Origin of the sequence: Actinoplanes palleronii, from assembly GCF_016862315.1 — a bacterium.
In the GTDB taxonomy this organism is placed as follows: Bacteria; Actinomycetota; Actinomycetes; order Mycobacteriales; family Micromonosporaceae; genus Actinoplanes; species Actinoplanes palleronii.
Map to the genome: position 1 here is coordinate 83284 of NZ_BOMS01000043.1, position 12976 is coordinate 96259.

At 69.3% G+C, this 12976-nt stretch carries 12 protein-coding genes; 5 read left to right on the forward strand and 7 right to left on the reverse strand.

Annotated elements, in window-relative coordinates:
- The first annotated feature begins 200 nt into the window (after positions 1–200).
- Positions 201–1355, forward strand: a complete 1155-nt coding sequence (locus tag Apa02nite_RS15585; protein WP_203825562.1) for an acyl-CoA dehydrogenase family protein — start codon at positions 201–203, stop codon at positions 1353–1355.
- A 58-nt stretch (positions 1356–1413) separates the two neighbouring features.
- Here the strand turns inward: Apa02nite_RS15585 and Apa02nite_RS15590 are convergent, their stop codons facing one another.
- On the reverse strand, positions 1414–2163 hold the full coding sequence (locus tag Apa02nite_RS15590) for a TetR/AcrR family transcriptional regulator C-terminal domain-containing protein (protein WP_203825563.1): 750 nt from the start codon (positions 2161–2163) through the stop codon (positions 1414–1416).
- 105 nt (positions 2164–2268) lie between these two features.
- Here Apa02nite_RS15590 and Apa02nite_RS15595 point away from each other — a divergent pair, with 105 nt between their 5' ends.
- Together Apa02nite_RS15595 and Apa02nite_RS15600 are read left to right on the forward strand one after the other, a co-directional pair.
- Complete coding sequence (locus tag Apa02nite_RS15595; RefSeq protein WP_203825564.1) at positions 2269–3807, forward strand: MFS transporter; 1539 nt, start codon at positions 2269–2271, stop codon at positions 3805–3807.
- 281 nt (positions 3808–4088) lie between these two features.
- Positions 4089–7463, forward strand: coding sequence for a CARDB domain-containing protein (locus Apa02nite_RS15600; protein ID WP_203825565.1), 3375 nt, complete (start codon positions 4089–4091; stop codon positions 7461–7463).
- A gap of 91 nt (positions 7464–7554) precedes the next feature.
- Here Apa02nite_RS15600 and Apa02nite_RS15605 read toward each other — a convergent pair whose 3' ends face one another.
- From Apa02nite_RS15605 to Apa02nite_RS15615, 3 genes are all read right to left on the reverse strand, one after another.
- On the reverse strand, positions 7555–7893 hold the full coding sequence (locus tag Apa02nite_RS15605) for a hypothetical protein (RefSeq protein WP_203825566.1): 339 nt from the start codon (positions 7891–7893) through the stop codon (positions 7555–7557).
- Positions 7890–8090, reverse strand: a complete 201-nt coding sequence (locus Apa02nite_RS15610) for a hypothetical protein (protein ID WP_067688823.1) — start codon at positions 8088–8090, stop codon at positions 7890–7892. Before Apa02nite_RS15610 ends, Apa02nite_RS15605 begins: the two co-directional genes overlap by 4 nt.
- A gap of 244 nt (positions 8091–8334) precedes the next feature.
- A complete protein-coding gene (locus Apa02nite_RS15615) occupies positions 8335–8796 on the reverse strand; it encodes a hypothetical protein (RefSeq protein WP_203825567.1) in 462 nt (153 codons plus the stop codon).
- Between the two features lie 423 nt (positions 8797–9219).
- Between Apa02nite_RS15615 and Apa02nite_RS15620 the strand changes: the two genes are divergently transcribed.
- Positions 9220–9813 (forward strand): DivIVA domain-containing protein, encoded by a 594-nt coding sequence (locus Apa02nite_RS15620; RefSeq protein WP_203825568.1) that lies wholly within the window; start codon positions 9220–9222, stop codon positions 9811–9813.
- Positions 9814–9929: 116 nt separating this feature from the next.
- Here the strand turns inward: Apa02nite_RS15620 and Apa02nite_RS15625 are convergent, their stop codons facing one another.
- On the reverse strand, positions 9930–10217 hold the full coding sequence (locus Apa02nite_RS15625) for a hypothetical protein (protein ID WP_203825569.1): 288 nt from the start codon (positions 10215–10217) through the stop codon (positions 9930–9932).
- A 750-nt stretch (positions 10218–10967) separates the two neighbouring features.
- Between Apa02nite_RS15625 and Apa02nite_RS15630 the strand changes: the two genes are divergently transcribed.
- Complete coding sequence (locus tag Apa02nite_RS15630; protein ID WP_203825570.1) at positions 10968–11420, forward strand: hypothetical protein; 453 nt, start codon at positions 10968–10970, stop codon at positions 11418–11420.
- Between the two features lie 395 nt (positions 11421–11815).
- Here the strand turns inward: Apa02nite_RS15630 and Apa02nite_RS15635 are convergent, their stop codons facing one another.
- The gene (locus Apa02nite_RS15635) at positions 11816–12055 is read right to left on the reverse strand and encodes a hypothetical protein (protein WP_203825571.1); all 240 of its coding nucleotides are present in this window, start codon (positions 12053–12055) and stop codon (positions 11816–11818) included.
- Positions 12056–12121: 66 nt separating this feature from the next.
- Positions 12122–12889 (reverse strand): 3-hydroxybutyrate dehydrogenase, encoded by a 768-nt coding sequence (locus tag Apa02nite_RS15640; RefSeq protein WP_203825572.1) that lies wholly within the window; start codon positions 12887–12889, stop codon positions 12122–12124.
- Between the last annotated feature and the right edge of the window lie 87 nt (positions 12890–12976).

The window sequence follows — 12976 nt, forward strand, 5'->3', positions numbered from 1 at the left end:
AGAGCATGCCGGTATGACACCTCATTAGAACAGCCTCAAGCGGGTGGAGATCTGTTGAAACGGCCCCGAACCCGGCAGTGAGCTCGTCCGAGCACTGTCGGTGGCGATATTCGGCACAGTGCGGTTCCGTTGCCCGGCGTACGCTACGCGCCAGTAACATTGCGGACGGGACTGTTGAAGGAAGAGAAGGGCAATGGAGCATGTCTGATTTCGACGCCTACCGGCTGCCGGAGGACCACGAGACCATCCGCGCCGCCGTCCGTGAGGTCTGCGACGCCCGGGTGGCTCCGAACGCCGCCGAGGCCGATGAGACCGGAGAGTTCCCCAAGGCGTCGTACGACGCACTGCGCTCCTCCGACTTCCACGCCCCGCACATCCCGGTCGAGTACGGCGGCGCCGGCGCGGACGCGCTCGCCACCGCGATCGTGATCGAGGAGGTGGCCCGGGCCTGTGCGTCCTCCTCGCTGATCCCCGCGGTCAACAAGCTGGGCACGATGCCGCTGATCATCGCGGGCTCCGAGGAGCTCAAGCGCAAGTACCTCTCGAAGGTCGCCGCCGGCGAGGGGATGTTCTCCTACTGCCTCTCCGAGCCCGACGCCGGCTCGGACGCCGCGTCGATGACCACCAAGGCCGTCCGGGACGGTGACTTCTGGGTGCTCAACGGCGTCAAGCGGTGGATCACCAACGCCGGGGTGTCGGAGTACTACACGGTCTTCGCGGTCACCGACCCGTCGGCCCGCTCGCGCGGCATCTCCGCGTTCGTGGTGGAGAAGTCCGACCAGGGCGTCAGCTTCGGCGCGCCGGAGAAGAAGCTCGGGATCAAGGGCTCGCCGACCCGCGAGGTCTACTTCGACAACGTGCGGATCCCGGCCGACCGGATCATCGGCGCCGAGGGCACCGGGTTCGCCACCGCGATGAAGACCCTCGACCACACCCGGGTCACCATCGCCGCGCAGGCTGTGGGCATCGCGCAGGGCGCGCTGGACTTCGCGCTGGGGTACGCCAAGGAGCGCAAGCAGTTCGGCAAGCCGATCGCCGAGTTCCAGGGCCTGCAGTTCATGCTCGCCGACATGGGCATGAAGCTCGAGGCGGCCCGGCAGCTGACCTACGTGGCGGCCGGCAAGAGCGAGCGCGGGGACGCCGACCTGACCTACTTCGGGGCGGCGGCCAAGTGCTTCGCCTCGGACGCGGCCATGGAGATCACCACGGACGCGGTGCAGATCCTGGGTGGGTACGGCTACACCAGGGACTACCCGGTGGAGCGGATGATGCGCGACGCCAAAATCACCCAGATCTACGAGGGCACCAACCAGGTCCAGCGGATCGTGATGGCGCGCCAGCTCCTGGCGGACTGACAGCAGTTTTCACCGTTCAGCGAAGTGGTGGCCGGGCGCATGCGCCCGGCCACGTCTGTCACGGGGCCGGGTGGCTCCGGACGAAGGCCTCGATGCCGTCGAGGATGCGGGACAGGCCGAAGGTGAAGCCGCCGGCGGGGTCGCCCGGGGTGTCCATCGCGCCGGCGTCGATGGCGCGGCGCAGCAGCGGAAACCGGTCGGCCTGCACCAGGTGTCGCATCAAGCCGCCGAACTCGGCGATCACCGCGTCGACGGTCCGGCCGTGGGCGCGGGCCGCCTCGGTCATCTGGCCCCGCAGCAGGGCTTCGTAGCGGATGTAGCCGTTGACCAGCAGCAGCAGTGACAGCTTCTCCGACTCGGGCAGCGGGAGGCCGTCCAGCGCGGCCAGGCCGGTCTCCATCCAGGCCAGCTGGCGCGGGGTGGCCGGCGGCGCGGCGATCGGCACCTGCAGGAACCACGGCTCGTCGCCGAACATGGTGAACATCGCGTGCGCCCAGCGCTCGACCGCGGCCCGCCAGGTCTCGCCGGCCGTCCGCGGCGCCGGTGGCTCGCCGGCCGCCGCCTCCATCATCAGCACCGCCAGCTCGTCCTTGCTGGCGACGTAGCGGTAGAGCGACATCGCCGACGTCTTCAGCTCGCCGGCGACCCGGTTCATCGAGACCGCCGGGTAGCCCTCGGCGCGGGCCACCGCGATGGCCGCCGCCACGATCCGGTCGACGCTCAGCGTCGGCTTGGGGCCCTTGGTGGGCTTCTCGCGCATCCCCCACGCCGCTTGCAGGGCGGGTGGCACGGGGCTGATCTCGGTCATCGACGCGGTTTCTCCTTCGGTGTTGACCGCCATCCTATTACCGCGTATACCTTAAGCAGTAACGCGTATGGCATACGCAGTAAGTCGATCACAGGGGAGAGCGCGATGCGAGAAGAGCGGAAAGCCGGGCGGCGCGAATGGATCGGGCTGGTCGTGCTCGTCCTGCCGTTGCTGCTGGTCTCGATGGACGTCTCGGTGCTCTACTTCACCGTCCCGTTCATCAGCCGCGACCTGGCACCGACCAGCACCGAGCAGTTGTGGATCTTCGATATCTACGGGTTCGTGCTGGCCGGCTTCCTGATCACGATGGGCGCACTCGGTGACCGGGTGGGCCGGCGCCGGCTGCTCATGATCGGCGCGGTCGGGTTCAGCGCGGCCTCGGCCCTGGCCGCGTATTCCGGAAGTGCGCCGACGCTCATCGCGGCCCGGGCGGTCCTCGGCGTTGCCGGGGCCACGCTGATGCCCTCGACGCTCGCGTTGATCCGCAACATGTTCCACGACGAGAAGCAGCGCGGCACCGCGATCGCCGTCTGGACCGTGGCCATGACCTCGGGCATCGCGCTCGGCCCGATCGTCAGCGGCGTGCTGGTGGAGCACTTCTGGTGGGGCTCGGTGTTCCTGATCAACATTCCGGCGATGGTCCTGTTGCTCGTGCTGGCGCCGATCCTGCTGCCCGAGCACCGCAACCCGGTGCGCGGCCGGTTCGACGTGGCCGGCGCCGTGCTGTCGATCGCCGCCGTGCTGCCGGTCATCTGGGGCATCAAGGAGATCGCCGCACACGGCGTGGACGCCACCCGGATCGCGGCCATCGTCGCCGGGCTGGTGATCGTGACGGTGTTCGTCCGCCGCCAGCAACGCCACCCGGACCCGATGCTCGACCTCGCCGTGCTGCGCCGCCCGGCGTTCGCCGGCTCGGTGGTGGTGAGCCTGCTCGCCACGTTCGCCATGGTCGGCTTCGCGATCTTCTCCACCCAGTACCTGCAGCTGGTGCTCGGGATGAGCCCGCTGGAAGGCGCGCTGTGGAGCCTGGCGCCCACCGCCGGGGTGGGTGCGGCCGCGCCGCTGGCGTCCACGCTGGTCCGGCGGGGTGTGGACCGGGCGACGATCGTCGCGGCCGGGTTCGTGGTCGCCGTCGGCGGGTTCGTGCTGCTCAGCACGGTTCCGGTGGAGTCCGGGCTGTGGGTGCTGCTGGCCGGCGCCGGGTGCTACGCGGCCGGTCTGGTGGTGGTGATGTCGACCGCCACCGAGCTGGCCATCGGCACCGTCCCGCCGGAGCGGGCCGGGTCCTCGTCGGCGCTGATGGAGACCGCTTCGGAGTTCGGCGGCGCGCTCGGCATCGCGATCCTGGGCAGCGTCGGCGCCGCGGTGTACCGGTCCCACCTCGCCGCCGGTCAGCTGCCGGCCGTGGCCCGGGAGACGCTCAGCGGGGCCGTCGCCACGGCCGCCCGGCTGCCCGACCCGGCGGCCGGGCAGGTGCTCGGCCCGGCCCGGGCGGCGTTCGTCGCGAGCCTGCACACCGCCGCCTGGGCGAGCGCCGGGATCATGCTGCTCGCCGCGGTGGTGGCGCTGACGCTGCTGCGCGGACTGCCGGTCGGCGCGCCGCGGGACCGTCCGGTGCGGACGCCGGACGAGGTCGCCGCCTAGTTCCAGCGGTGGTGCGGTGAAGGCCGGCGGGTGCACCCGCCGGCCTTCTTGGCGTCCGGACTCCGGGGAGCTGCAACAACTGGGCGGACAGCGTTGACGAACCAGTGACATATCTGAAACATTGGATGTCTTGGCCCGCAAGAACTCAGCAGAACCACGAAATTTTGCATGAGTGCGCTGGAAAATGTCACCCCGGGCTGATCACCCCCATATCCATCCCCTCGGCGCAGTGGCGTCCGCTTCGGCGTACGGTGCTGCGCCGGTCCGACAGGACGGATGTCATGAAGCCGATAACCCTCAGTCGAAGACTGGTCAGCGTGGCCCTGGTGGCCGGCCTGGCCGTGCTGGGTCTGTCACCGGTGGCCGCGCAGGCGGCCGGTGGTCCCAACCTCGCGATCGGCAAGGCGGTCGCCGCCAGCGGCGCGCTCGGGGCGCAGCCCGCGTCCGCGGTCAACGACGGCAACGCGAACTCCTACTGGGAGAGCCCGAACAACGCGTTCCCGCAGTGGGTCCAGGTCGACCTCGGCAGCAGTGTCGCGATCGACCAGGTGGTGCTGAAGCTGCCGCCGGCCGTCGCCTGGGCCACCCGTACCGAGACGCTCAGCGTCCAGGGCAGCACCGACGGCTCGGCGTTCAGCACGCTCTCGGCGTCGGCCGGCCGGGTGTTCAACCCGGCCACCGGCAACGTCGTCACGGTCGATCTCACCGCCACGACCGTCCGGTACGTGCGGGTGCACATCACCGCCAACACCGGCTGGCCGGCCGGACAGCTCTCCGAGCTCGAGGTCTACGGCGTGGCCGGCCCGGTCGACCCGGACCCGGATCCCGACCCGGACCCGCCGACCGGCACCAACCTGGCCGGTGGCAAGGCGATCGAGGCGTCCTCGGCGACCTTCAACTTCGTGGCGACGAACGCCAACGACGGCAGCCTGGCCAGCTACTGGGAGTCGGCGGGCTTCCCGGCCACGCTGACCGTGAAGCTCGGCGCCGACGCGAACGTCACCGGCGTCGTCGTCAAACTCAACCCCGATCAAGCCTGGGGTACGCGTACGCAGGCCATCCAGGTGCTCGGCCGGGCCGGCACGGCCACCGCCTTCACCGAGATGAAGTCCCGCGCCGACTACGGCTTCAACCCCTCGTCGAACCAGAACACGGTGACCATCCCGGTCAGCGGCCGGGCCTCGGACGTACGTCTGCAGATCTTCACCAACAGCGGCGCACCCGGCGGACAGGTCGCCGAGCTGCAGGTGATCGGCGCCTGGGCGCCGGCGCCGGACCTGGTCGTCACGTCGACGACCTGGAGCCCGGCCGCACCCGACGAGACCTCCGCGATCGCCCTGACCGCGACCGTGCGTAACGCCGGCACGGTGGCCTCGGCGGCGACCAAGGCCGACTTCAAGCTCGGCGGCACCGTCGTGGCCAGCGCGGACGTTCCCGCCCTCGCGGCCGGAGCGTCGGCCACCGTCACCGGCACCGCCGGCGCTCGGGCACAGGGCAGCTACACCGTGTCGACCACGGTCGACCCGGCGAACACCGTGGCCGAGTCGAACAACGACAACAACACGTTCACCGCGAGCGCGCCGCTGGTGGTCGGCCAGGCACCCGGCCCGGACCTGCAGGTCACCGCGATCACCATGACCCCGGCGAACCCGGCGGTCGGCGCGGCGGTCAGCTTCACCGTCGCGGTGCAGAACCGCGGCATCAGCGCCGCGGGGGCCAGCACCACCCGGCTGGCCGTCGGCACCGCCACGCTCACCGGGGCCACCCCGGCGATCGCGGCCGGCGCCACCACGACCGTGACCATCGGCGGCACCTGGACCGCGGCCAGCGGCGGCGCCACCGCCGTGGCCACCGCGGACTCGGCCGGTGTGATCGCCGAGACCAACGAGAACAACAACACGCTGTCCCGCTCCATCGTGGTCGGTCGCGGCGCGGCCGTGCCGTACACCGAGTACGAGGCGGAGGCCGGCCGCTACCAGGGCACCCTGTTGCAGGCCGACCCGCTGCGCACCTTCGGGCACACCAACTTCGCCACCGAGTCCTCCGGCCGGCAGTCGGTCCGGCTGACCGGCACCGGCCAGTTCGTCGAGGTCACCTCGACGAACCAGACCAACTCGATCGTGGTCCGCAACTCGGTGCCGGACGCCGCGGGCGGTGGTGGCCAGGACTGGACCATCAGCCTGTACGTCAACGACGTGTTCAACCGGAAGCTGACGCTCAGCTCCCGCAACAGCTGGCTCTACGGCACCAGCGACGACACCGAGTCGCTGTCCAACACCCCGTCGGCCGACGCGCGCCGGCTGTTCGACGAGTCGAACCTGCTGCTGGGCCAGTCGTACCCGGCCGGCACCCGGTTCAAGCTGCAGCGCGACTCGGGGGACGCGGCGAGCTTCTACGTCATCGACCTGATCGACCTGGAGCAGGTCGCGGCGCCGCTGAGCCAGCCGGCCGGCTGCGTCTCGATCACCACGTACGGCGCGGTGCCGAACGACGGCGTCGACGACACGGCGGCCATCCAGCGGGCGGTGACCGACGACGAGAACGGCGTGATCAGTTGCGTCTGGATCCCGGCCGGCCAGTGGCGGCAGGAGCAGAAGATCCTGTCACCGGACCCGACCCGGAACCAGTACAACCAGAAGGGCATCCGCAACGCCGTGATCCGCGGCGCCGGGATGTGGCACACCCAGCTCTACACGAACACCCAGCCGCAGAACGTGGTCGGCAACATCAACCACCCGCACGAGGGCAACGTCGGCTTCGACATCGACGACAACACCCAGATCTCCGACCTGGCGATCTTCGGCAACACCCAGAACCGGGCCAACCGGGGACACGGCCTGAACGGCCGGTTCGGCAAGAACACGAAGATCAACAACGTGTGGATCGAGCACGTCAACGTCGGCGCCTGGGTCGGCCGGGACTACTCGGACACGCCCGCCTACTGGAACCCGGGCGACGGGGTGGAGTTCACCGGGATGCGGATCCGCGACACGTTCGCCGACGGCATCAACTTCTCCAACGGCACCCGCAACTCGCGGGTCTTCAACTCCTCGTTCCGGACCACCGGTGACGACGCGCTGGCCATCTGGGCCAACCCGTACGTCAAGGACCAGAGCGTGGACATCAACCACGACGACCACTTCCTGAACAACACGGTCCAGCTGCCCTGGCGGGCGAACGGCATCGCCATCTACGGCGGTTACGGCAACTCCGCCGAGAACAACCTGGTGTCCGACACCGCGAACTACCCGGGCATCATGCTGGCCACCGACCACAGCCCGCTGCCGTTCTCCGGCACCACACTGCTCGCCAACAACGGGCTGTACCGGACCGGCGGGGCGTTCTGGAACGAGGACCAGGAGTTCGGCGCGATCACGCTGTTCCCCTCCACGAAGGACATCACCGGCGTCACCATCCGGGACACCGACATCATCGACTCGACGTTCGACGGCATCCAGTTCAAGAACGGCGGCGGGAACATGCCGAACGTCGCCATCACGAACGTACGCATCGACAAGTCGAACAACGGCGCCGGCATCCTGGCGATGAGCGGGGCCCGCGGCAACGCGGTCCTGTCCGGCGTCACGGTCACCAACTCGGCGGACGGCAACATCGTCACCCAGCCGGGCTCGCAGTTCACCTTCTCCGGGAGCTGAGCCTTCTCCAGGAGCTGAGCCTTCTCCGGGAGCTGAGCCTCGTCGCGGGGGTGCGGGCGCCAGCCGGTGCCCGCACCCCCGCCCCCGTACGTCAGCGGCCGGCCCGGTCCGCCTTCCCCTGGTGGACCGGGTAGACGTGCCGCTGGTTGACGGAGATCCGGTGCCCGCACGCGCCACTCGTGCCACGGCGGGAGTACGCGGAGTTGGTGATCGGCGCGCCCGGCCCGTTCAGCGTGGGGCTGCCGGTGTCCCGGCCGGGCATCATGCCGATGATCGATCGGGAGGCCTTGTCGTAGCCGCCCCGGTACGCCTCGTCCCGTTCCACGCCGTGCCGGTGCCACTGGTGGATCCGGCCGACCGCGTACCCGCTGGAGACGAAGACGCTCAGCGTGAAGACGAAGTACATCAGCTCATTACCGGGTGCTGTCATGATCCACCTGCTACGCGTGAGGACAATGGACTGTTCGGTACGGCGGTGACCGTGGTCGACGCGCGGAGGAAACCCGCGCGGAAGGCGACCCGGCGCCGGTCGTCCTCGCGCCGCCACTGATGCACCCGGCCGCCGAGGTAGGAGATGACGGTGGCCAGCGTCAGGGCGCCGAGGACCGGTAGGAAAGTGGCCGTCATGGCGCGGAGCCTTTTACCATGGTTTCCCGTCCTTAGGATCGCGCTTTCCGGTGGCACATTCCGGGGGGATTCGCGGCGCGCTTCCGGTGGGGGAACGGCGCTGTTTCCGGCGAGGGCCGCTATCGCTTCTTGCATGACGACAAACCTTCGTTCGGCGACGCCGGAAGTCAGTCGTGAGTTCAGCGTTGCCGAGGAAAAGGACGGTCCGTGTCTGACCGATCGGCGGAGCGTGAACGTAGACGCCTCACAGGCGGTTTTCTGCCCCGCCGCCGGACCATCCGGCCTCGAGCCCGGTGACGATCTGATGCTGTGCCATGTCCAGGTGGGCGCCGACCTCGGCGACGGTGGGCGAGCGGCGCAGGCGCCGGGACAGCTCGCTCTCGGCGGCCATGATCGCGAGCTGCAGGGCCGGCAGTGGCTGGGCGGACGCCGGCCGGCGGCGGATCAGCTCCCGCCGATGACGGCGCAGGGCCCGGACGACCAGCGGAACGACCAGGGGTGAGAGATCCGGTCGCTGTGAGCCGAGCCGGTGCTCGGCCTCGAGAATCGCGGTGATCGCCGCCTGGGTCATCGCCTCGTCGTTGCCGCCGGCCCCCGCGAAACGGGCCGCGAGGTGCTGGGCGAGCGGGCGCCAGTGTTCACCGGGAGTGTGCGGGCCGGAGGTGAGATCGCCGGGTCGGCTGTCGGTGAGGTCGGCGTTTCGCACAGCTCGGCTCCCTGTGAGGATTTCGGATCCAGACCTTCCTGGATGCCCTACCTCAACAACGAATGGAAATGTACGTACGTATTCGGCGATATGCCTCGTGGTCCGCGCCGACCTCCGCAGATCTCCGCCCGTCCGCCTTAATCCCAACGGCGTAAAGGCTTTCGGCTTCCGGTGGCGGGAGGAGTACCTTTCCGGCACCCTCGGTGAAAGCCGACGAGAGTGCTCGCCCGCACGTGTCGCGTTCCTGCCCGTCCGGCCCCGCCACGTCGAGATTCGGCCGGTTCTGTGGACCGTGCGGCGGAGACTGAAAGCGTGAGAAAGCATCATTTTCACGCGAACGGGATCACGCCCATTTGTTTCTCCCGGCCGGCTCGTTAGGAATCGAAGCGAGAACCTCCGCCAGCTGCCTGAAGGGAACCGATCGTGACCACGGATGCCGAGGTGCTGCTCCCTCGCAGCGATGTCGACGGTGTGAGTGTCTCCCCGGCGATGCTGTCGGCTCAACGGGACGGAGCGGAAGCGGAGACGCTGATCCTGCCCGGCGGCGCGCTCGAGGTGCTCGCGCTGGCGCAGCGCACCGCGGACGACCATGTGGCCGAGGCGAGCCGGCGTGCGCGGAAGGTGCAGGCCGAGGCCGAGGTCCGGGCCGAGCAGATCCATCGGGACGCGTGTGCGTACGCCGATGAGATCCGGGCCGAGGCGGACCGGCTGCTGACCGACGCGAGGGCCGAGGCCCAGCGGATCGTGGCCGGTGGCAGTGACTTCGCCGAGGAGCTGCGACTCCGGGCGGAACAGCAGTACGAGGACGCCGTCGGCGGCCTGTCGATCAAGCGCGAGGCGTTGCAGAAGCAGATCGAGGCGCTGTCCACCTTCGACAGCGACTACCGGCAACGGATCACGTCGTTCCTGCAGAGCCAGCTGCGCGCGCTCTGGGCCGAACAACCCCGGACCGGGGACATGTCCGACATCGAGATGCAGGTGCCCGGCGGGCCGGTCGGATCTCTCCTGCCGAACTGAGCGGTCTCCGGCGCGGAAACCGCTCGGGCACAACTGAACACGGATCGGCAGATCAGCGTCTGAACCGCGAGCGATCGCGGCTCAGGCGCTGTTTTCGCTGTTCAGCGGAGGGGCCGTCACTCGTTGCGTGCGCGCTGCCGGCGTCGGCGACGGAAGTCGATCTCCCGCCAGTTGTCCGGGATCTGTGCGACGAAGAGGCGCTGGACCAGGGAGAGGCCCCCGGTGGACGCGAGTGCCTTCTGGGTACGGATCCATCGGCGGGTGTCCGTGCGCGCCCGTTGCTGCCGGGCTCGGGCGATCGGGTCCGAGGGATCGCTGTACGGCTGATCGCTGTCCAGCAGGGCGAGCGCTGACTTGTAGGCCGCCCGCCAGCGAGCGGGCAGGCTGATGTCGGTCTTTTCCACGAGATGTTCCTTGCTCTAGTTACCCGTCCGGCGTTCCGGCCCTACCCCTGGCTCAGGCCGATCACTTCCGGTCAGTCGATCGAGATCGCGATGTGCCCCGCGTCGGTCCGGCGAGCGAGTGGTCCCCGGTGTCCGGGCGCCGGCTGGCGCCGGTGCCGGGGCGATCCGTCCCCGGTGATCACCGGAGGACGAGCGAGACTCGGGCCCACCGCTGTCGGACCGTTGGCATGCCAATAACTTGCCAGAAATCTGGCCCGGCGTCGGAAACTCCTTTTTGCGACGTTCTGCCCATCGATATCAGGGTGGCGACCGCAGGGCAAGGTGCCGGAATACCCCTCCGAAAACTATTTCGAGGTAGAACCGACGGGATTCGGGCGACATGCGGCCAAGCGCCCGTCGTCCCTTCGGTCGGCCACCCACGTCTGAACGTCGGATCGCGTCCGTCAACCGGGCGACGGGACGGACCGGCTGGGCTACGTCAGCTGAGTGACCGGATTGTGACGCAGTGCAAGAACATGATCGCTGCTCACGTGGGCGGGTGCTGCCGGCGGACCTACCGAAAGGGTCACCTGAACGGCCATCCGGGGACCGTCTTTCCGGCGTCCGGCAATGTACGCCCGTTCGACTTCCGACGTAGCGGAAATGTTGTTTTCCATGGCGAAAGGCACCATGGAATGCACTGCGAAAGGAATTGTAATGAACAAGCTCACCCGCACGTTGACAATGGGGGGCTTCGGTATTCTTGCCGCGTTGGCCGTCGGAGCCGCTCCGGCTCAGGCGACGACCGGTAATGCCGTTCCGGAAAAGAAGTCGGCGTCGCACAAGGTTCAGCTGCGCGAGGGTGTGCAGGTCGTCGGTTACTACCGCACACCGCAGGCCTGCGAGCTGGCCGGCCGGTTCGGCGAGCGGGACGGCTACTGGGACATCCACGACTGCAGCCCGGTGCGCCTCGGCCTCCGTCGCGGCGCGTGGGCGCTGCAGGTCGCCAGCGACGACGACTGGGACCGGGTCGGTTTCGCGGTTCCGCTGCGTGCCGTCGTCGGCTTCCCGGTCCGGTTCCGGCCGATTTGGCCGGGTCAGTACGGCCCGGGTCGTCCGGGTGGGTTCGGGCACGGCCACGGGCCGCGGGGCCACGACGGCCCCCGGGGCCACGGCCACGACGGGCCGCGGGGCCACGGCCACGACGGGCCGGGTCGGCGCTGAACGACCGGCTCACCGAGCCACGGTGAGCCACCTGAAACGGCAGTCATAGTGCCGGGATTCATTCTGTAGGAAATGCTGTCGGTAATGCCGGCGTCGCCGGGACGCACTCGTCCCGGCGCCGCCGGCTCCCGATCCGTACCTCGAATGACATCGGCGCCCGGCCGCCTTTGCGGCGGTCGTGGATAAAGCTTAGAAATCGCCCTCCCGGGCAGATTTCGTGGATTGAATCCGGAATGCAGGTGCACGCGCGGTGGGCGCGGGCACCGCAAGACAGGAGGGTGCCGGGACGGAAAAGCCTTTCAGTATGGTCCATGGGTGGATTGACGGAGTGGGCACGGCTCCGGTGGTCTTTTTCAGACCACCGTCGGGGCTCGTGCCCGCTCTGTCGTCTGTGCTCAATCGCGGGGCGGCTCGGCGGCCGGCACGTCCGGCCCGGTGGTCCCGGGCGCCGGCGCGCGGCTGCGGGAGGCGAGCGGGAAGAGCGCCTGATACGCGTGCTTGTATCCCTCGCGGAATGATCGATCCCGGTCCAGGCTGTGCTTGTACCACTGGTGAACGCGCCCGCCGACGTACGCGAGCACCGTCGAGATCACGATGCAGGCGACGATCTGTAAGGCGCTGCTCCCGGTCGGCATCCATCCACCTTAAAGTTGCGACACGTCATGACAAAGGTGTCGCCACCATCGAGAACCCTACCCGGGTCAGCTCGCGGTCCACCCGCCGTCGATGGTGATCGAGGAGCCGGTGATGAACGCGGCGGGCGGGCTGCACAGGTAGGCGACCAGTTCGGCCACCTGGTCCGGCTCGATCAGCTGTTTGATCGCCGCGCGCCGGAGCAGGATCTGCTCGACCACGTCGGCCTCGGCGATCCCGTTGACCTCGGCCTGGTCGGCGATCTGCCGGTCGACGAGGGGGGTACGGACGAAGGCCGGGTTGACGCAGTTGGAGGTCACCCCGTGCTCGGCGCCCTCCAGAGCGGTGACCTTGGACAGGCCCTCGAGCCCGTGCTTGGCGGTCACGTAGGCGGCCTTGTACGGCGAGGCGATCAGCCCGTGCACCGAGGAGATGTTGACGACCCGGCCCCAGCCGTGGGCGTACATGTGCGGCAGCACCCGCCGGATCAGCCGGAACGGCGCCTCCACCATGACCCGCTGGAGCAGCGCGAACTTCTCCGGCGGGAACTCCGGCAGCGGCGCGACCACCTGCAGGCCGGCGTTGTTCACCAGCACGTCCACCTCGGCCGGGAGCGCGTCCGTGGCGGCCAGGTCGGACAGGTCGGCGGTGATCGCGCGCCCGCCGATCGCCGTGGCGACGTCCTTGGCGGCGCGCTCGTCGATGTCCACGGCCAGCACGTCGGCGCCGGCCGCCGCCAGCCGTTCGGCGCAGGCGCGCCCGATGCCGCTGCCGGCGCCGGTCACCAGCGCGGTGCGTCCGGTCAGGTCGAGGTGGACCACCCGTGCCGAAGTCATGCCGTCAACCGTACGGATCGCCGGCGGCGGCGAGGGTGTGTGCGCGCCACACAAGAAACCGTCGCCCGATGTGCGCAAGGCCGGCGC

Coding starts and splice junctions, on each gene's coding strand:
- Apa02nite_RS15585 (WP_203825562.1), top strand. CDS start 201: ATGTCTGATTTCGACGCCTACCGGCTGCCGGAGGACCACGAGACCATC.
- Apa02nite_RS15590 (WP_203825563.1), bottom strand. CDS start 2,163: ATGACCGAGATCAGCCCCGTGCCACCCGCCCTGCAAGCGGCGTGGGGG.
- Apa02nite_RS15595 (WP_203825564.1), top strand. CDS start 2,269: ATGCGAGAAGAGCGGAAAGCCGGGCGGCGCGAATGGATCGGGCTGGTC.
- Apa02nite_RS15600 (WP_203825565.1), top strand. CDS start 4,089: ATGAAGCCGATAACCCTCAGTCGAAGACTGGTCAGCGTGGCCCTGGTG.
- Apa02nite_RS15605 (WP_203825566.1), bottom strand. CDS start 7,893: ATGACAGCACCCGGTAATGAGCTGATGTACTTCGTCTTCACGCTGAGC.
- Apa02nite_RS15610 (WP_067688823.1), bottom strand. CDS start 8,090: ATGACGGCCACTTTCCTACCGGTCCTCGGCGCCCTGACGCTGGCCACC.
- Apa02nite_RS15635 (WP_203825571.1), bottom strand. CDS start 12,055: ATGCCGACCGGGAGCAGCGCCTTACAGATCGTCGCCTGCATCGTGATC.
- Apa02nite_RS15640 (WP_203825572.1), bottom strand. CDS start 12,889: ATGACTTCGGCACGGGTGGTCCACCTCGACCTGACCGGACGCACCGCG.